We start from the raw sequence: 21,102 nt of genomic DNA, 5'->3' as shown, positions 1-21,102 counted from the left end.
ATCAACTGATAGTATTCTTAATAGATCTATTAGTTGAATTTATTATTTTAATTAAATTACATTTATTAAATTTATATTACTAACCTTAATTTAAAAAATATAAACTTTAAATAAGCTATTATTTGAGCAGTTAAAACTTAAAATGTTAACCATTACTCAACTTATATCGATAAAGAAACATAGTTAATATAAAAATTAAACACGATAAACAATTGAACATCAAAGCATTATTTTCGGACTCTGAAGGCGCTCTGCACAACGATTAGTCTAGGGACTTGGATGAATATGTAAAATATTATGTGTAATAACAATTTTTCATTAACAATTTGCAAACCAAACGTTTACTTTTAACTAAGATTTTTGATAAAATACAGGTCTGATCAGTGAAACTTTTTTGGCTTTAATTTTGCCCGGAGTTTTATTTTCACTATTTTAATAAATCCAAAAATAGACTAGCTCCGCTAGCACATTAGAGAAGACACAATGAAACAAACTCTACCTGTACGTTTTAGACCATCTGCGGTTTCAAACATCGTTGCTTTATCCCTTGCACTTTCTGCCCCCGTGTCATTTGCACAAGAAACAGAACAACAAGGCCGTTTAGAAACCATTACAGTTACCGCACAAAAAAGAGCACAGAATCTTCAAGAAGTGCCCGTATCGGTCACTGCTTTTACCGGTGATGAAATGGCCGAAGCCGTTATTAAAGATATGTACGATTTACAAACAAACGTACCGGGTTTGGGTGCATTTCAAAGTCAAAGTGCTACCAACTCTAGTTTTTCTATTCGTGGCGTGGGTACCTCATCACAAAACTTTGGTCTTGAATCATCTGTTGGTTTATATGTTGACGGTGTTTATCGCGCTCGTCAAAACTCAATGATCAACAACTTGGTAGATGTTGCCGCGGTAGAAGTCTTACGTGGGCCTCAAGGAACTCTTTTTGGTAAAAACACGCCATCAGGTGCAATCCTAGTAAGCACCGTGGCTCCTAGCCACGACGGTGATGATGGCTTTGTTGAAGCAACAGTGGGTAACTATGGTTTAGTCAACCTATCAGGAGCCATGTCTTTTTCAGCGATTGAAGATGTACTCGCATTTCGCGCAACTGCTTTCAGTAGTGCAAGAGATGGCACCATCACTGATGTAAATTTGGGTGAAGATACACTCAATGACAGAAATCGTTGGGGTGCTCGTCTACAGGCTTTGTACACACCTAATGACGATGTGTCTTTGAGAATTATTGCTGATTATTCTGAAATCGATGAAATATGTTGTGGCGCACCCGTGCAGCTAAATAATGACAAGCTGAGTGCTGCCGGTGCCCCAGGTTCTGATTTGTTACTTGGCAGCCCTCTTTTCGGCGCAACTATACTTCGCGGCGAGAACTTTTATGATAGAGAAGTAGCCCTTTCTATCTTGCCTGTATCAACTATGGAAGACACGGGAATATCGGCCGAGTTAAACTGGGATTTAGACGACAATTACACCTTTGTATCTATCTCGGCATATCGCGCATTTGATTCATATGATGAAATTGATACAGATTTTATTGACGCAGATTTGTTTTTCACAGGAAACGATGCTGAACAAAGTTCATTTTCTCAAGAGTTCAGATTGGACTACACCGGAGATAAGTTAAATTATATCTTGGGCGCATACTATTTCTCACAGGAAATAGACCTTGTCTACAATATCGATACTCAATCTCAATTTGGTAGTTTCTTTGATGTGGCAGTGCTTCCAGCACTTCAAGCGTCTCCTTTAGCTGGAATCTTCGACGGACTGAATGGTATAAGCGCTCTGACTGGAGGATTTATTGCTCCTCTTGCAGCAGGTTCGGGTGACGGATTCAGCTTTACTCACTTAGCTCAACAAGAGCATTCAAGCTATGCTATTTTTGGTCAATTCGATTATCAAATCACTGACGAATTAACTTTGACCACGGGCATACGTTACACCGATGAAGAAAAAGATTTATCCACTGTATACCGCGAATTAGATCCTACTGGCCAACAACTTGTGCATGCAGATTTTGGCGCTGCTGGAGCGGCGTTAGCCAATATTGGAGCAGCATTAACTGTTGGGAACGCACCTTCGTCGGCTGATTTACAAGCGATAGCGCCACTTCAAACTGCTGGCTGGGGCTTCCCTTTTGTAACTGCTAATACTAGCCCAAGGTCAAATATTGTAGAGAACCTCAAAGATGACCAAGTTTCAGGTACATTGAAGCTTAGCTATCAACCAAACCGTGACACGCTGTTATATGCATCATACGGTACTGGCTACAAATCTGGTGGCACAAACACTGACCGTATTGCTGAAGGTTTTAATCCAATATTTGACGCTGAGACTTCTGAATCTTTTGAATTAGGTATTAAGAAAGACTTCCGTGAATATGATTTCCGTATCAATGCTGCAGCGCACTATACAACTGTTGAAGACTTTCAGGCTAACACCTTTACAGGTGGTGGCTTTAATTTACAAAATGCCGGTGACTATGAAATTTCTGGTTTCGAAGTTGAAGCAACTTGGTTACCTATTGATTCAGTTGAAGTTAACTTAGCTTGGGCATTTGTTGATGCAGAATATAAAACATTCTTAGCTGGAAACTGCTGGGTTGCCTATACATGGCATACCGGGGTCGATGATCCAGGTCGTGAAAATGCAGGCGACTCTTTCTGTAATCGCTCAGGTGACAGACCTGGTGGCGAGCCAAAGAACTATGCAGTGATAAGTGTGAAAAAAGACTTCGAATTAGCCGATGGTGTTTATAGTTATATTCAAGGTGATTTCAGCCACACCAGCGAAATTATCTTAGACGGCAGTAACGATCCTTATGCTATTCAAGATGGTTATAATGTTGTTAACTTAAGACTCTTTATGAACTTTGAAGATATTGATATGGACGTGGTTGTTTGGGCCCGTAACCTTCTAGACGAAGAGTATATTAACCGCACTAACTTCAATACACCTATTCAGGACGGTAAATTAAACGCATATATGGCTGAGCCAGCCACTTTTGGTGTGACAGTTAAGAAACGTTTTTAATTCATACTGATTTAGTGAGACAAACTTAAGCCGGCATATGCCGGCTTTTTTATTGTCTATAAAAAAGAGAATCGTTAAAACACATTCTCCAAGACTTCATGTACTGCCCATCCCAAGGCATAACAATGCAAACAAATAACGCCCCCTTATTAACGCACATTCATTAACGCACATTCATTAACGCAAACGTCACTCCTAATTCACATTTATAACTGAGAGCTATATTATCTAATCACATCATTTGATTAACAAAATAACAACAATGGTAACAATTGATTTACTTTTAAAGTACTCTAGCAAAGTTACAGGTCTAATGAGTGAATGTTTTGGCTTCATAGCTGATCGGGAATTCACTGTTTGGCATTTGTATAATAAAAAAGTCAAATAAGAGGAAGAAATCAATGAATAAAAATACTTTCCACAATTTCCCACAAACAAACAAAATATTTCAAAAAACACTACTAGTTTCAGCTGTATTAGGCGCTTTAAGTGCGACTACTCTTCAAGCCCAAGAAATTGATGCGGTTGAGGCAGAGGAAGAATTCGAACGTATATTCGTGACTGCATCAAAACGTACAACAGGATTACAAGAAACCCCTGTAGCCATTCAGGTAGTGTCTGGCAAAGCTATTGATCAAGCCAACCTTGCGGATATTAATGACTTACAGATTTTGGTTCCTACACTACGTGTTACACCATTAGAACGCTCTAGTAACGTTAACTTTTCTCTGCGTGGTTTTGGTAACGGAGCAAACAATACGGGTATTGAACCATCAGTAGGTATCTTTATCGATGGTGTATACCGCTCTCGCGCTGGTGGCGCCATTGGCAATTTACCAAGAGTGTCGCAAATTGAAGTACTCAGTGGCCCACAAAGCACCTTGTTTGGTAAAAATGCCTCTGCGGGTGTCATTAGTGTGCGTACTTTAGAGCCGTCTTATGACTTGGAAGGCAAAGTAGAAGTCGGTATTGGTAACTATAATAACCAGTTGGTAAAAGGTTACGTCACAAACGGTATCACAGATAACCTAGCGTACAGCTTATCTGGTGCCTTTAACACACGTGATGGGTTTACCGAGAGTATTAGTAATGTTGAGGGGATCAAGGACCTCAATGACAAAGATAGATGGAACTTGCGTGGCCAAATGTTGTATGAACCAACCGAAGATGTGAAGGTTCGTTTTATTGCAGACTACAGCGAAATCAATGAGATTTGCTGTACCGTAGCGGCTGCTATTAATGGCCCAACTACGGCGATTTCTCAAGCGTTAGGCGGCATAGTGCTGGATGACGCAGACCCCTTTGCTTTTCAATCGGCGCTTAATACTAGCCCAACCAATGATGTAGAAGATGGCGGTGTGTCTGTGCAGGTTGATGTGGACTTTGAAGATTTTTCCTTCACCTCTATTACTGCCTACCGGACTAATGAAGTGCTTACCGGCGCTGATGAGCCACATGATGTTGACTATAACTCTTCAGATGTCTTAAGTCTTTCAACTGATCTCAACATAGAAACAACGACTCAGGAATTCCGCCTGACTTCAACAGGCGAGCGCACGCTCGACTGGATGGTAGGCGGATTTTTCTTTACTGAAGAAGTTGAGTTTAGTGATAGCTTAAGTTTTGGTGAAGATGCCAGAGGTTTTATTGACTTTTTAATTGGTGGCCCTGGAACATTTAGCGGTGTAGAGGCGGCAATCGGTTTGCCTGACGGTTTTTCTTATTCTGCAGGCTCGCTGATTAATACCCATTTTAAACAAGATAACGATGCTTATTCAATATTTGGTAACTTTGATTACCATATGTCGGATGCATTAACCGCTACCCTTGGCATCGCGTACACTCATGATGAAAAAGAAGTCACTATTGCGCAACCCCTTAACCAAGCGTTATTTTCATCATTGCCATTACCTCCCGCTCCACACCCTCTGAGTGGCTTAAAAGCTGTGCAGTTTTTACCGCCTAACCTAGATTTACCGAATTCAGTTGAAGACAACTCAACCACTGACAGCAAAACAACCTACTCGGTACGATTGGCCTATACCTTAAATAAAAACATTAATTTCTTTGCTACAGCTGCCACCGGGTTTAAAGCCACCTCATGGAATTTATCTCGTGATTCTCGCCCTTTCCCTAGTGATGAGGCTGCATTGATTGCTGCTGGGATCACTCAGCCAAATCAAAGTTATGGCACCCGCTATGCTTCTCCTGAATTAGCAACGGTATATGAGCTAGGTATGAAGACACGCTTTAAAAAAGGCGGCCTGAATGTGACCATATTTAACCAAACCATTGAAGGCTTTCAGTCAAGCACCTTTATTGGTAGCGGTTTTGTGTTAGCCAATGCGGGAGAGCAAACTACCAAAGGGATTGAGTTTGATTCTGTTTATCGTCCTTCTGATCAGTGGACCTTGACCTTAGCAGGTACTTTCCTTGATCCAGTATACGATTCATTCGTAGGTGCATCAGCTGTAGGTGGCGGACAGATTGATCTATCAGGTACTAAGCCTGCTGGTATTCACGAACAAAGTATCACCGCAGGTATTGTTTACAACTACGAGTTGGAAAACGGTATGCACGGTTATGTGCGCACCGATTACATCTACGAAAGCGAGGTTGCACTTGTGTCGAATGTTCCAGAATCTCTTACTCGTGAGGTCAGTACCTTTAACGCAAGTGCCGGTCTGAACTTCGAAAACGGCGTGATGCTACAACTTTACGTACGTAATATCACTAATGACGAATATTTCTTATCATCTTTCCCACCTCCAACACAAACAGGAAGCTTTTCTGTGTATCCTAATCCACCACGCACCTTTGGTGTTAACGTATCGTATGAGTTTTACTAAACAGTAAACATCACAATTTAAGCCGGCATATGCCGGCTTTTTATTGTCTGGACAATAAGTAAAAGTGATCCATAAGAGCACTTCAGCAACTATCAATTGCTAATATACTCCTTTAACTCATATACCCAAACGACACCTACACTATTCACAGGTGTATTTAAATAAGGTTCAAAATCATCAAATTACTTATTAATATTAAGATGCTTGTCATTGTTGCACTGTTTTTAACCACGTCAGTCAGCGTCAATGCTTCTGAATGTCCAGACTTACTTAAATTTGTAAAACGTAAACTTAACTCTCAAGACACGGTAAATATGTGCGAGGCCTATCAAGGTAAAACGATTTTATTTGTGAATACGGCAAGCTATTGTGGTTTTACGCCTCAATTTGAGGGACTCGAGGCTTTGTATACTAAATACCAAGATAAAGGTTTTGTAGTACTTGGTTTTCCTTCGCATGATTTTAATCAAGAAGACAAAAGCGAGGTCAAAACAGGACAAATATGCCGACTAACTTATGGTGTTAAGTTTCCCATGTTTGAAGCGATGTCGGTAAAGGGTGAAGATGTCGACCCTCTATATCGAATGTTAGCGAATAGAACAGGCCAGGCGCCTAAATGGAACTTTTTTAAGTATCTGATGGATAAAAATGGCAATGTTGTTAATGCTTATGCTTCGTCAGTAAAACCTTCAAATTTAGCATTAGTAGGTGATATTGAAAAAGCGTTGCAGTTATAAAGCCTTAGAAAATTTTAAGAGCTTATTTTGGTAAAAAAACACTCTCAACTGTATCGATTTTGCTATTAGTTATGGAGTTTCGAGCGAGCACATCAGTGTTCGTTCATTTTACAGGTCACCCGACCTCAGCGTACAACAAAATCACTGGCCCAGCTGCTAGCTATACATAATGCAATAACAAGGTAAAAAATATTGCCAATATCGGACGTGCAGCCAAAAAATAGTAGGTTATTAAATACATTGTTATATTTCGTAAATGGCGATAAAGCTGGTGCACCGTGTAACAAAAATACTAATCCGTAAATCATTTGTTTTTTAATGCCAACTAAAAAAATAACACTAACAGCAGTTTTAAAATCCCAAACAAATAAACAACATATTCATTTACACCTTCAAAAACATCAAAACATCTTGCTGCTATTAACATGATTGACAAACTTATCTAGTGTCGATACGTACATACCAATACCCCATAGGCGTATCGAAAATAGAAACCATAGAATTTTTTTGAAAGGGCAGCTGCTCACCGTTCTGCATATATTTTCCTCAGTATTTCTAGATAAAGAGAGAAACCCTCTCCTTGTCTAATAACTGACCGATAGCCGGTCCAGAAAATGACAAATTAACCTTAACTTAGTTGTTTCACCTTATCGTCCAAGGTCACTGTCTTAGCATCCACTCTGTCTATGATCTTAATAATGGTGGTTTGAACGGTCTCATCCTGACGAATGTCAGTTTCACTGTTGAACGTTTCCAGCATAGGCTCAGCATTTTCTTGCTCAATAAATCCAACTTCTACTTTTGTTGCTAATACCTCAGTGGGGCCAAAATATTGAATACTGATCATTGGATAACCATGGAATCCACGTTTAACCCGCTTGTTGATGCGTTTTTGCGACTTATCTAAGTTCATATTTGATCCCATGAATTGATTTACGTTGAATTATGATAACGGTTAAAGCAAGTAAGAAGTAAATTTTTAAGTTTGGTTTAGATAAAAATATTATTGCCTGTGACGTAGAGCGACCACTTAACGTATAATATATTTAATCACGTTTGTTTAAGATATTGCCATGACAGTTGAAACCTTTACACCTAATAGAACCACAACACTAGAAACGCCAGTCAAAATCCTTGAAGACACACCTTTACAAGTCGCCAGCGGCACACGTATCGGCTTTGTAAGCTTAGGCTGCCCTAAAAATTTAGTTGACTCAGAACGCATTTTGACTCAGTTACGTACTGAGGGTTATGACGTAGTCCCCACTTATAACGACTCAGATTTAGTGATTGTAAATACCTGCGGATTTATTGATTCAGCGGTACAAGAATCATTAGATACCATTGGTGAAGCCTTAGCCGAAAATGGCAAAGTGATAGTAACGGGTTGTTTGGGTATTAAAGAAGATGAAATACGTGAAATACATCCTAATGTTTTAGCGATTACTGGCCCTCATGCCTATGAGGAAGTAGTCAATCAAGTACACCAACATTTGCCTCCGCCTGAACATAATCCTTTTTTAAACTTAGTTCCGGATATTGGCGTAAAACTCACTCCTCGCCATTATGCTTATTTAAAAATATCCGAAGGCTGCAATCATAAATGCACCTTTTGTATTATTCCTTCAATGCGCGGTGATTTGGTTAGTCGCCCTATTGGTAGCATTTTAGACGAAGCAAAACGTTTGAAAAATGCAGGGGTAAAAGAGTTGTTGGTGATATCTCAAGACACCAGTGCTTATGGCGTGGATGTTAAAAATAAAACAGACTTTTGGGATGGCATGCCGGTCAAAACGGATATGAAATCACTTTGCGAAAAACTGGGTGAAATGGGTATTTGGGTGCGTTTGCATTACGTCTATCCCTACCCTTCTGTAGACAAAATTATGCCTCTGATGGCTGAAGGTAAAATTTTGCCTTATTTAGATATTCCTTTCCAACATGCCAGTCCACGTATTTTAAAACTGATGAAACGACCCGCCGCTGCCGAGCGAACTATGGAACGCATCAAAGCATGGCGTGAGGTCTGTCCAAATATCGTTATTCGCTCAACCTTTATCGTTGGTTTCCCTGGTGAAACCGAAGAAGACTTTCAAATGTTATTAGACTTTTTAGATGAAGCGCAACTTGACCGTGTAGGTTGTTTTAAATATTCAGATGTTGAGGGCGCAAAAGCCAATGCTTTACCTGATCCGGTAAGCGAAGATCTCAAGCAACAACGTTATAATCGCTTCATGGAAAAACAATCCGATATTAGTACGGCTAAGTTACAAGCCAAAATTGGTTTGGAATATCAGGTTATTATTGACGAAGTGACACCAGAAGGCGCTGTTGGAAGATGTTATGCGGATGCACCTGAAATTGATGGCAACGTTCACCTAACTGACGAATTTGATGTAGAACCAGGCGATATTATTTGGGCACAAATCATTCATAGCAACGAATACGATTTGTGGGCGGTAAAAGTGGATGATGATGAAGACGAAGAAGACGAAATTGAAACTGCTAAATAAACATAAAAGGATATAATTATGTCAACATCTGTTACCGACCTTGCCCAAGTTATCCAAATCGTGGTGGCACCTGTCTTTATGTTGACTGGCATAGCAGGCTTTTTAAATGTTATGTCGGGACGTTTGGGGCGGATCGTTGATAGGGCACGTATTATGGAACGCCGTGTTTACACAATTAAGAATCCTGATTTTTTAGAACAATCAGAAAACGAATTAAAAAACTTATGGCGCAGGATAAAATTGATTAATCGCTCAATTGGTCTGTGTACTGCCTCAGCCTTGTTTGTGTGCGCTGTCGTGGTATTTTTGTTTTTGGGTGATTTATTACTGTTTGATTTGAGTAAATTAATAGTGACACTGTTTGTTGTTGCGCTGTTTTTGTTGATTTTTGCTCTTCTGACTTTTTTAAAAGAAGTACAACTAGCCACAACAACTTTACAGATGGGTAAAGAAAAGATATTCGACGACTAAGCCTATACCCACTGTAATTCACGTAATAAGAATAATCCTAGTGTTGAACTAACAATAGACATAAGAGTGCTACCAGCAATAATTGCGGCTGTTAAATGGTAATCGCCGCCAATGCTTCTAACCATTGGATACGCAGCTGCAGCTGTAGGTGCAGCCGTCATCATAAAGAGTACCCCAAGTTCCACGCCTCTTAACCCAAAATAAAAGCCCAAAGCTGAAGCGACAACGGGGATAAAAATAATTTTACTGCTTATGGCCCAATACAAAATACTTGAAGAACGAAACTCATGTAAACGAATAGTCGCACCAACACATAATAAAGCCAAGGGCAGAGTCATACGGGCGAGATAGTTACCCGTGTCTATCACCAGTTTGGGCACTTGAATAGGTAACAAGGCCACTATAATCGCCAGCAAAATAGCAATCGCTAAAGGGTTAGTAAACACGCTGCGTGCCACCTCTTTAACGCTGGGTGTTGTTTCTTGATGATAATATAAGGTCAAGATAGAAAAGATATTTAACGGTATCACAAGTACAGCTAAATACATCGAAGCGATAGCCAAGGCTGAATTTCCAAAGGCATTCACGGATAATGCTAAACCTATAATAGCCATATTTCCTCGACAGGCGCCCTGCACAAACGCTCCTCGAGCATGTTTATCAACAATACCGTACGCCACTAAATGGAAAATAATAAAAGCACACGTCATCACACAACCTGCAAAAACAATCAATAAAGTAGGAAAATGTAGTGTTAGATTTGTGGTTGCGATATTCACAAACAATAAACAAGGTAACGTGAGATTAAATACTAATTCTGATCCTGTTTTAGCAAACTCGTCAGTTATCCAGCCTTTTCTTTTTAATAAAATACCTAGGCCAATGATTAGGCTAATAGGTAATGTGACGTCCAAAGCATAGGTTAAAGAGTCAAAGATAAAATTTACTCCAGTAGCCGATAGATAAAGGCAGATTAATCATCTTTGAATTGCTTGTTTTGATTACCTTCAATACTAAATTGATAATAAATATCAATGGCATTACTGACCCCACTTACTGCCTCAATATATAATCTCGGATTTAATTCGTAGCGAATGGCGACCTCTGAAATAGAACCAAATACCCCTACACCATAACGCAACTGAACACCAGGAGCGATAGTACCGCTTAACGATAACTGAGTACCTTCACCTTGGCCCAACGTATCTAAATTCACGTCTTCAAAACCCAATTTATTACCTACTTTACTAATTAGGTTTTCGCTTTGCCCCAATCCCAAAGACAGTAAAGCATTGGTAAGAATAGTGTCTTGGCTGTCACCATTAGACTGGCCCATACCTTGCCCAGTTAACATGTAGGATAAAATTTGTTGTTGCTCCATATCAGGTTCAGAAAAAACGCTAATTGTTGGGTTTTGCGCAGCGCCTTCTACTCTGAGTCCAGCTATCACACTATTAGAGGTTAGATCAGGATCTCGTATGGCTTCAATATTCAAAAATGGGCGGTCTAAGGCGCTAGTAAATAAAATATCTCCTTCACGAATTATCAAATTTTGACCATAAGCCCGATAACGTCCATTCACCGATTGCACTTCACCACTACCAAATATTTCACTTTTATTGTTTTGTAATCGTAGCTCACCTTGCAAATCAGTTGTTAAGCCAAACGCATCTAATTTTACTTCGTTACTAAGTAACGGGTCGACTTTTAATAATACATTGAGTGACAGATTTTGTTGGGATGCGTTTAATTCAGCCTGTTTTTCTACCAAAATCACATCCCTAGATGGCGAGATTGAGCCTTTGGGTAATTCACGCACTTTAACCCGTGCATAGGGGATCGTGACTTCACCGTTGATCTCTAGATTATCGGGTTCAAAAACAAGATTAATATTTGGGCTGACCTTAGCCTTGATCATACTTTGATAATCAAATTCCAATTCTTCGCCTGATATCTGTAAACGACCTTTAAGTATTGGCAACCATGCAATATCACCATTTATTTTACCTAGGCCTTTGCCTAACTTATAACTGCCATTAAAATCAGCACTTTGCCCTTTTAAGCTGATGCTTTGCTCAATGGCACTTAATGCAACAGGCAATGATTCATCTTTTAAGGCACCGTTGACTAGCTTCAATTCACCGGTCAGTAAGGGTTTACCAAGTGTGCCGTCAATCTTTGCTTGGCCATTAATCCCCCCGTCTAATACGTCTAATTGTGGAATTAGCGCCTTAAGCGCAGCTAGGTCAAAACGCTCAATCGTTAACTCACCTTGTATAGGTCTGTTTAGTGGGTCGGCATACACACCAAGTTGTCCCTCTACACTGGCACTCAAAGAGCCAATTTTATTACCCGATAAATTAATTTTTGCCAAAATGCTTTTTGGGGTAATCTGCGCCTCAACTAACGTCTCGTCTAATGACAGTTGAAGGTTGCTCTGTTCGCTAAACACCCAATTACCTGGACTGAGACTGGCACTTAAATTTGCATTGGGTAGATGCTCTATATCCCAGTCACCCGTCATATCTATATTTAAGCGACTTTTAGTTTGAATTAAAGGTATGCCAGGCATCAAGCGGCTAACAACTGAAAGTACATCGAACTCTTTAAGAGACACGTCCCAGACAAACGTATTTTTCTTAAATTCAGCCTTTTTAATACAAAGCTCATTCTCGGTGTGACGCCAACAATGGGGGGCTATAAAGTATTCTTGTTTGGCCCAATCGGCCCCAATTTTAAAAGGTTCGAGTAACGTTAGATTTGCATAAGATGATTCAATGTCACCAGATAGCCAGTTACCATGCCAAGACGTTTGACTAAGCTGCCCTTGAAGACTCAAATTAACACGGGTGCTTTGGCCGCTGGTTGTTAAATCTAATTGGTGATCGCTGGCATCACCTATTATTACTATTTTTGCGCTATCAACTTGGTTATTGATTCCTTGAATACCTGTTAGTTCTAAATTTAATGCAACCGGTTTTTGCTCGTTCCACTTGATATTACCGTTGCCCACAGCTTGCTCAACAAACACCTCTGAAACCAATAAATTATTACCTAACAGCTCATACGTTAGTTCTGGCTGCTCAGTGCTACCACTTAGATTGCCAACTAAATTGAGTGTGCCTTCCAGTTCTGGAAGCGAATTAGAAAGGTCTGCGGCATCCAGCATAAACTTAATATCAAGTTCTTGTTGCTTAGACACGCCACCATCTAATAATAAGATGTTGTTTGCATTTTTTAACGACAAAGCGCGCAGTTGCAAACCGGTATTTTGATGAAAATCAGCACTTCCTGACGCGCTTAAGGGATAACCTTGCCACTGTCCGTTAATGTCTAACTTGTTTAATTTAGCTTTCCAAATACCTTGGCTATTATTGGCTTGAGTCAGCACCTCTCCATTGATATCTGCCACCAGTTCAGGCCATAAAACACTTGGGTCAAGGTGGCTAATAGCAAAACTGCCTTGCCAATCGATATACTCAGAAAAGGTCAGCTTACCTTTACTGAGTACTTGCCCACCTAAGGTTTTTAGCAACAACTCATTCAGTTCAACATTTTTATCCTGTGCGGTTGATGCGGCGATAGCACTGAGATTAATTTTGGTATCTGGGATGTTGGTTCCAGACACCATAGTCTGAATAGCCATTTTTAGTGCGTTTAAATCACCCTTAATGTCAATCAAACCCGATTCGGATGTTAACTCTGGATCTGCTAGAGGCCATTCCAAATAACTCCAACCTAATCTCATTGTAACAGGCAAGGTTGCTTTGGAAGCTTGGGCCGTTAAATCCATTAGTAATTTTAAAGGCTTGGCTTGAGAATTAACAGTGTGTGTTTGAGTAGATGAAGTTGTCTCAATTAATTCGACTTGTGTAGATAACGAATGAATATTGCCTGAAGATCGTAATGTTAGCTTTAATGGGGTTTGCTCGACCCAATTAGCATTGGCGTCTACAGAAAACACATGCTCAAAATCACCATTTAACTGCACGTTACCTGTCGCTAATAATCGCCCTTGTTCATGCTCTACAAGCAATTCATCTAGTTGCACTTTTTTCTTACTGCCCTTGACTTTAAGGCTGATTTTCTGAAGTTTTATCTCTTGTTGCTCTGCCAATTGCAAACTAGCAGCAGACATATTGAATGCCAGCACATCAAAATGTATAGGTAATACAATAGGTAGCGGGGTAATGGGCTGATACTGCCATGTAGTCCAATCAAAGGGCTCAGCCTGAGTAGCGACTTGTGATGTATCTGTAGCAAAGGTTGTTAGATTAAATCCATCCAACTGCATTTTTTCTATACGAAGACGCTGATAAAAGTCTAATTTACTCGTTAGTTTCTGCCACGATATGCTTGCCGTATCTTTTACCTCGAGAGAAAACGTATTTAAGTTAATATTGTCGATATAAACATGAAAAGGTAAGCTAATGGCAGATAAAGCTGGTTCGGCATTAGTCGAGGGGTCTGTTGGTTGTATTTGAACAACTATTTTATCTGTACTCATTGAGTCAATACACAGGGCAAGCTTCAATACACATGACAACTTAATGGATAGTCGCAAGTTGTCAATCTCGACTTTGCTAGTCAGTTGTTTCCATTTTACCGAAGACAAATGCAACTCAGACCCTACCCCCCCGCTGCGATAATCGATAGTCAACTCATCAACTAGACTACTTGACGTGTTAATAATTGTTTTTGTGCCCCAAGGTGTGAGTACAAATGCTATTAAAAGACCTATAACAATCGTTATCACCAGAGATGACTTGAGTATGCCGGTGATGATTTTACGGTTTAAGCTTGATTTTTTTTGTTGTTTTTTGGCAGGTTTTTGTTCATTTGATACAGAGCTCATAAAGAAGGCCCCATGGAAATATGGAAATAACGTGTTTCACCAAAATCACTCTTGCCCTTGGCGAGATACAATCGAACCGGTCCAATTGGTGAGTTCCAGATGGCTCCAAATCCGATACCGATAGCCGGATCTTTAAATAACTCTTCTGTGGCATTACCTGCATCAACAAAAGCAGCAGCACGCCAATTTTCGGCAACAGGGTAAGAATATTCAAAACTCGCTACAGCCAAGTATTGCCCACCTGTAAGTTCGGGCTTGCCATCAGAGTCGAGTTCAAATGGTGATAAGGTTTTGTAATCAAAGCCACGTACGCTTTGGTCACCCCCCGTAAAAAAACGCAAACTTGAGGGCACCTGGTCAAAATCATTAGTGACGATACCGCCAAGCTCAGCGCGCCATGAAAAACGATGTTCATCGTAACTTCTGACCCACTTCGATGCTGCTGTTATCCGAAACATATTGATATCTGACAACAGCGAATCTGAAGAAAATTCGCTAGTGATGGTTTGTTTATCACCCCAACTGATATCTAAACCGCCATTACTGCGTAACCGGTTCAAAGTAAAACCTGGTGTCAGCAAGCGGGTTGTTTGTTCTGGCTCTAATCCTTGGATAAATGTTTCTTGTTCAAGCCTAAGAAAAGCCGAGCGTTGCCAGTCTGAATTCTCGACTGTCCAATGCCGAGTAGCGGACAAAGACCACTTATGACTACTGGTATCATTATCATTTTGTGCCTGATACCCCGCCTGATAACTCAAATAATTTTGAATTGCGTCTTTCAAAGGTACTTTATAATCAACGGCAACATATTGCTCAGGAGAGGAAGTATACACTTCAGCCCCAATAGAATGACCACTTTCGTTTACCCATGGACGCTTCCACTTGCCGGTAAATCGAGGTCCATCAATATCAGAAGATCCCCCGACCCCAACATCAAAATTGTCTCTTGGCTTGTGGGTTAAAATAACTTCAATAGGTACCACAGCATTAACCGATTTAGCCACTAAGGGTCTGACAGTCACGTGACGAAAGTATTGCGTTTGTTTAAGCCTCTGATTAAGTAAACCCAACTGGCTAGCTTGATATAAATCGCCCGTCTTGAAAGGCGTTAAACTTTTTGCCAACTTTTGCGACCGAGTATCCTTGCCAAAACGTAAGTCTCCAAATTTGTAACGTAAACCGCTTTGCATATGCAGCGTAATATCAGCAACATTTAACGACTCAAATACCTTTATATTGCTTTGTTCAAATTCAAAATCAAAGTAACCCCGTGACAAAGCTAAACTTCTTAGCTCATTTTTAGCTTTTTCATAAACTGAGTGCACAAGAGGTTTGCCCTGTTTAAGCTTAAAAGAACTGATAAGTGTTTGAAGTTCTGTGTCTTGTGCACCCTGTCCTTGAATTTTAATAGACAGTTGCCTAACAAGCGTTATAGGTCCTAATTCAATCTGTAAAATCCAATTTTTATTTTTTGCTGAATGGCTCGATTTGATACTAGGAGCTATAACCACAGTGGTTGCTTGGTAATAACCAAACACCTGTGTTGCCGCATCCACTTTTGATTGCAGACTTTCTTGATAGTGCCCAAATTGATAACTAGCAGTAGGGATATCCAAGGTGTGAATATGCGCCATAACATTATTTAACACACGTTCATTTTCAATCCCTTTAATGTCGACCTCTGTAGCGTGCACCTTCAACAAAGATAATAGACATAGAGATAAAAAAAGGAGGGCTCTTAAAAAAAAAGAACTCGAAAAAAGAGAACTTTGAAAAAGAGAACTTGAAAAAAAAAGTCTTAAAAAATAAATATAAAAGGACAAAACTTCTCGCTTCTGACACGTGATTGAAATCTGAAAAATCATCAGCACTAACATTACAAATTAATTAATAATCTATTCTACAATAGGCCTAGACAAGTGTATTGCAGAAAATATGTATTTACGCTTGGTCAGCCAGTGATGTTGCATTAACATAATAAGATGTCTTTGCTTGAAATTAAGTTCACATGTCTAATCCAATAACTTCCACCACTTCAGATAGCCCCGTATGTATTGTCACCGGCGGTAGTCATGGCATAGGTGATGCTATATGCGAAAAGTTTAGTGCTCAGGGCTACACCGTCATAAACCTTGATATTAAAGATAACTTAACACAATCAAAATCAATAGAATGGCTTAAATGTGATGTGTCGGTCTCTTGTGAGGTGAGACAAGCTATTCAACAATCTGTCCTAAAGTACGGCAGGGTTGATTGCCTTGTTTCAAACGCAGGTATCCATTTCTCTGCAACCATAGAAGATACCAGCGAAGAAGATTTTGATCGGATATTTGGGTTAAATGTAAAAGGGGCAATTACTGCTACCAAAGCAGTGTTGCCACAGATGAAATCACAACAAGGCGGGGTAATATTGTATATAGCATCTGACCAAGCGCTTATTGCTAAACAAAGCTCGTTTGCTTATAACATGAGCAAAGCTGCACTGGCTTCAATGGCTAAAACTACTGCCTTGGATTATGCTAAATATCAAATAAGATCTAATGCTATTTGCCCCGGCACCATAGAAACCCCGTTGTATCACAACGCAATTAATCGTTATGTTGCCATATCTGGTGCCAATATTGACCAAGTGCACGCTGAAGAAGCAGCCCTTCAACCCATTGGGCGTCTTGGTCAAGCTAGCGAGGTTGCAGCTTTAACCTATTTTTTAGCCTCTGACGACGCTCGATTTATTACCGGCAGTTTACAGGTGATCGACGGCGGTTATACCGCGCAATAGCGGCTATGACACTATGACTGACCCACACAATAAAATTATCGACCCACATTTGCACTTATTTAATCTGCAAAAAGGAAATTACGCTTGGCTAAAACCACAGAATCCACCTTTTTGGCCAGATAAACATCTAATAAACAAAAGTTTTATCGAAGCAGATTTGTGGCTTCAGCAGCCTAATCACTTATCTGGATTTGTGCACATTGAAGCAGGGTTTGATAATCAGCAGCCGTGGCGAGAAATAGACTGGCTAGAGCAACACTGCACTCTGCCTTTTAAAAGTGTGGCTTTCGCTGATATCACTGCTACCAATTTTGGTGTCCATGTTGACCTGTTAAAACAGTATAAATCAATAGCAGGTATCCGACATATTCTGGATGAGCAGGCTGAACAGATACTCAGAACAACATTAGTACATCAACACTTTGCCTTGTTATCAGACTATGAATTAAGCTTTGATGCTCAGCTTTCACTGACCGATAGTCAAGCTATTCAGGAATTGGTCACTCTGGCTAACCATCATAAAACTCTACGGATCATCATTAATCATGGAGGATGGCCACCAGCTGCCAATAATTTGAATAAACAGAATATTTGGAAAAAAAATTTACAAAAACTCTCCAAATGTGAAAATATCGCACTTAAATTATCAGGATGGGAAATGTTGGACAGAACATGGCAACCCCAGCAGATAGCCATGTTGATACATCACAGTATAGCCACACTGGGGGATAATAGAGTAATGTTAGCCAGTAACTTCCCGCTATGTTTGTTCTCAATATCTTACTCAGACCTCTGGAACACTTACGCCGCAATACCCGGATTAAGCGCCCAATCTTTTGAAAAAATCACCTATAGCAATGCTGCAAATTGGTATAGGTTTAATACATGATTGACATATATTAGTAGATATTAAGACGTTTAGTGAGAGTTAAATTATCACTCTGGAATTATTTATTACACATTGTAATCAGTTATTGTGGATATAGACGTGAATGTGCATGTATGGATGTTTCTTATGAATGAAATAACAAATTTCTGTTGATAATTGAACACCTGACATGAAAAATTAATACTGCCTGTGAGCTGAAATTACAATGGGTTTAATCGGGCGCTAGTCATATACGTAAAACTCGGTGATAATCGTCCGACCAGATTGAATAGAGTGCCTCATTTGAATTATTTAAAACTTTGCGACAATTCTTCTGCCCACATACAAAGCTCTTTTAAAGCCGGTGTAGTAACTATCATGATGAACAAGCCAAAGAAGTTAAATGGCTGGACAACTGACATGATGGATGCCTTTGCAATGGCGTTTAAAAATGCCGCCAAAGATGAACAAACTAAAGCTGTTATTTTCACTGGAGCAGGAGAATATTATTCAGCAGGGGTGAATCTAGGTGGTACTTTAAAACTAATGGCACCCAAAAAGCTGCATAGATTGATTGTTGAGCATAATGAGAACTTGTTTGATCGGTTTTTGACATTTCCCAAACCTATATTAGTAGCAATTAATGGTCCAGCCATTGGTGCCAGTGTGACGTCAGCTACGTTATGCGATGCTATTATTGCTGCAAGTACATCTACTTATTCAACACCTTTTGCTGCTCTAGGCATCACTCCAGAAGGATGTTCTAGTATTCAGTTTGCAAGGCTTATGGGAGAAAAAAATGCCCAGCGTATGTTGGAAAATGAAGGCTGGAGACCAAATGCAGATGAAGCCCTCGCTGCTGGTTTAGTTCAATGGGTGGTTCCAAAAGATCAGCTACAAGCTGAAGCTCAAAAAGTTGCCCAAGAATGGATTACCGATGGCCGCAGCCGCAAAATTTTAGGTGGTAGTAAGTTATCAGAGTTACAGGCGGTTAATGCACGCGAGTCAATCGAGCTCGCTAACCGATTTTTAGGCGCTGATTTTTTAAGAGGCCAATTCAGCTTTCTTTGGCGAAAAAAGAAACACTTACAGTCGATAGTATTTTTGATACTTTGGGGACTTCGACCGTTATGGAAGCATTTTTTATGATAGAAATATTAGCTTTCAAAGCAACTTAAGTCTTCGATTAGTTATCGTGAATATTCTTCTAAATCCACTTTGACCTCGGTGACTGTTCTGGTCTAATTGAAATGGACACTTTAATAAAATATAATATTGTTAATTATTGGAGTCCCTATTAATCAAAAAAGAGCATACAAGAGTTACCCGAAAGAATGTAAAAAAAGCCGTTGCGTTGATCACTAGCGGCGCTGGTTCTCAAACCCAGAGTTAATCTGACGCGTTTAGATCAGAAACACTCTTGTGCCTCACCCTTAGGGCAACCTATGGTTGTCTAATTTCATTCACGATGAATGTGTCATGATGTGTTTGTCCGGGGTGGCCTCCACGGGTTGGCCTCAACCAAACAGTTGACACCGCGTGACAATAACATCAGCAAAAAGAAATAAGACTTAACAAGCATTGCCGACAGGGCAGGAAAAAACACGGGCACAAAAACACCAATCTATAACCTAGGTGCAAAGATTTAAACGGTTTTTTGGGATAGAAATAGAATCTTCTCATCAATACCTTAATAACTGAGGCTGAGTGTCCGCACATAACCTAAACAATCTAAGTGTAGATGATGGAGGTTGAAAGACTATATTTAGACTCTAGTCTGACTGTCACCTCAGTCCTTCTTAACTTCTGCAATTCGCACGTTTGAGCTGAATAGATGCAAGAAAGAGGTCAGAGTTTTAACTTCAACTCTAGTATTTAAAAAGTTTAAATCTGTTCACTTTACGAAGTGAACAATTCAATATGTTGTATATACCCATACCACTGTTACTATGGGTGTATCAATAAACGGTCAGTCATTTTAAGTGAAAATCACATGTCGAATCAAAAAGCTGGGGCAGGCGGTTATGATCAAGTGTTCGCCGAGCAGCAAGAATATATAGCCAAACGTGCATCGGGTTATCGTGAACAAGCCCTTAAAATATATCCTTGGATCTGTGGCCGTTGCACCCGTGAATTTTTCCACAAAAATCTTTCAGAGTTGACGGTTCACCACGTCGATCATAATCATGGCAATAATCCCAGCGATGGCAGTAACTGGGAACTGCTGTGTTTGTATTGCCATGATGAAGAACATTCTAAGTTTGAGAATCTGGTGCGCTACGGTAGTACTGAGGATACAGAAATCAAAACAAGCACTTACAATCCATTTGCAGATCTAAAAGATCGGATGAAGCAAAAAAAATAGGCTTCCTGGGTCGAATTCGCTATGGATACTGCGCTACTTTTATGGAGCATAGTATTTATGCTCAATTGGTGTAGGTTACTTTGCGTATGGCAAAAAACGTGCAAATCTAATTATTCGATATACTGGCGTAGCACTTATCCTCTTTCCATATTTTATTGATACTTCATTTCTTCTAGCCTTATTGGGATTAATACTGATGGCTTTACCAAAACTGCTGATGCGGTATATGTGAAATCTGAGTAATTTGCCGTCACATTATTATAGATTAATCGTAATGAAGTTAAACATACTCTCCCTCGAACACCTTTAACGGTGTCAATACTGACCACAATGTTTCAGCTATACATGTTTATTATTTCGGTGCGAGATTAAAATTGATGAAAGTTGTGTACGCCCTTCTTTTAAGTTTTTAACACCTGTTTTTTCAGGGAATCTCTAGCTTTATTGTGGTTCATACAATTCTCGGGTAATGCTCAAAAAACGCTCAAACACTACACCATAATTCTTCATTTACAGCTTCACAATCGAACTTCGAGTAACTTTTATTATTCTTTCAAAACAAATTTACAAAAACTGATAGTATGCCCGCGCTAACCATTTAGTATCTAACCGTT

General features: G+C 39.7%; 13 protein-coding genes. 9 read left to right on the top strand and 4 right to left on the bottom strand.

The window, feature by feature from the left end; translation table 11 throughout:
• Window positions 1-483: 483 nt before the first annotated feature.
• The 3 genes from QZ562_RS11495 to QZ562_RS11485 all read left to right on the top strand — a co-directional run bounded on the left by QZ562_RS11495 (window position 484) and on the right by QZ562_RS11485 (window position 6,637).
• A complete protein-coding gene (locus tag QZ562_RS11495) occupies window positions 484-3,051 on the top strand; it encodes a TonB-dependent receptor (protein WP_293760035.1) in 2,568 nt (855 codons plus the stop codon).
• Window positions 3,052-3,452: 401 nt separating this feature from the next.
• Window positions 3,453-5,900 carry a TonB-dependent receptor gene (locus QZ562_RS11490; protein WP_293760033.1) on the top strand — a complete coding sequence of 816 codons (2,448 nt, stop codon included), beginning with the start codon at window positions 3,453-3,455 and terminating at the stop codon, window positions 5,898-5,900.
• Between the two features lie 200 nt (window positions 5,901-6,100).
• Window positions 6,101-6,637, top strand: coding sequence for a glutathione peroxidase (locus QZ562_RS11485; protein WP_293760031.1), 537 nt, complete (start codon window positions 6,101-6,103; stop codon window positions 6,635-6,637).
• 628 nt (window positions 6,638-7,265) lie between these two features.
• On the opposite strand, the gene QZ562_RS11480 is transcribed toward QZ562_RS11485, so the two are convergent.
• Window positions 7,266-7,550, bottom strand: a complete 285-nt coding sequence (locus tag QZ562_RS11480) for a hypothetical protein (RefSeq protein ID WP_293760029.1) — start codon at window positions 7,548-7,550, stop codon at window positions 7,266-7,268.
• Between the two features lie 160 nt (window positions 7,551-7,710).
• On the opposite strand from QZ562_RS11480, the gene rimO reads away from it, so the two are divergent.
• On the top strand, window positions 7,711-9,150 hold the full coding sequence (gene rimO, locus QZ562_RS11475) for a 30S ribosomal protein S12 methylthiotransferase RimO (RefSeq protein WP_293760027.1): 1,440 nt from the start codon (window positions 7,711-7,713) through the stop codon (window positions 9,148-9,150).
• A gap of 18 nt (window positions 9,151-9,168) precedes the next feature.
• Complete coding sequence (locus QZ562_RS11470; protein WP_293760025.1) at window positions 9,169-9,621, top strand: DUF2721 domain-containing protein; 453 nt, start codon at window positions 9,169-9,171, stop codon at window positions 9,619-9,621.
• 2 nt (window positions 9,622-9,623) lie between these two features.
• Here QZ562_RS11470 and QZ562_RS11465 read toward each other — a convergent pair whose 3' ends face one another.
• From QZ562_RS11465 to QZ562_RS11455, 3 genes are read right to left on the bottom strand one after another with little or no spacing between them, the layout of a single operon-like run.
• Complete coding sequence (locus QZ562_RS11465) at window positions 9,624-10,559, bottom strand: AEC family transporter (RefSeq protein ID WP_293760039.1); 936 nt, start codon at window positions 10,557-10,559, stop codon at window positions 9,624-9,626.
• A 35-nt stretch (window positions 10,560-10,594) separates the two neighbouring features.
• Entirely contained in the window at window positions 10,595-14,476 is a 3,882-nt protein-coding gene (locus tag QZ562_RS11460) for a translocation/assembly module TamB domain-containing protein (protein WP_293760023.1), read from the bottom strand.
• The gene (locus tag QZ562_RS11455) at window positions 14,473-16,170 is read right to left on the bottom strand and encodes an autotransporter assembly complex family protein (RefSeq protein ID WP_293760037.1); all 1,698 of its coding nucleotides are present in this window, start codon (window positions 16,168-16,170) and stop codon (window positions 14,473-14,475) included. The genes QZ562_RS11460 and QZ562_RS11455 overlap by 4 nt, the downstream gene beginning before the upstream one ends.
• Before the next feature lie 314 nt (window positions 16,171-16,484).
• Between QZ562_RS11455 and QZ562_RS11450 the strand changes: the two genes are divergently transcribed.
• The 4 genes from QZ562_RS11450 (at window position 16,485) to QZ562_RS11435 (ending at window position 20,488) form a co-directional block, all read left to right on the top strand.
• On the top strand, window positions 16,485-17,255 hold the full coding sequence (locus QZ562_RS11450; protein ID WP_293760021.1) for an SDR family oxidoreductase: 771 nt from the start codon (window positions 16,485-16,487) through the stop codon (window positions 17,253-17,255).
• A gap of 13 nt (window positions 17,256-17,268) precedes the next feature.
• Complete coding sequence (locus tag QZ562_RS11445) at window positions 17,269-18,144, top strand: amidohydrolase family protein (protein ID WP_293760019.1); 876 nt, start codon at window positions 17,269-17,271, stop codon at window positions 18,142-18,144.
• Between the two features lie 273 nt (window positions 18,145-18,417).
• Complete coding sequence (locus QZ562_RS11440; RefSeq protein ID WP_293760017.1) at window positions 18,418-19,272, top strand: enoyl-CoA hydratase/isomerase family protein; 855 nt, start codon at window positions 18,418-18,420, stop codon at window positions 19,270-19,272.
• An 844-nt stretch (window positions 19,273-20,116) separates the two neighbouring features.
• A complete protein-coding gene (locus tag QZ562_RS11435) occupies window positions 20,117-20,488 on the top strand; it encodes a YajD family HNH nuclease (RefSeq protein WP_293760015.1) in 372 nt (123 codons plus the stop codon).
• The last annotated feature ends 614 nt before the right edge of the window (window positions 20,489-21,102 follow it).

The sequence above is a fragment of the uncultured Paraglaciecola sp. genome, assembly GCF_913058035.1.
In the GTDB taxonomy this organism is placed as follows: domain Bacteria; phylum Pseudomonadota; class Gammaproteobacteria; order Enterobacterales; family Alteromonadaceae; genus Paraglaciecola.
This window is presented reverse-complemented; position numbering and strand designations above follow the sequence as displayed.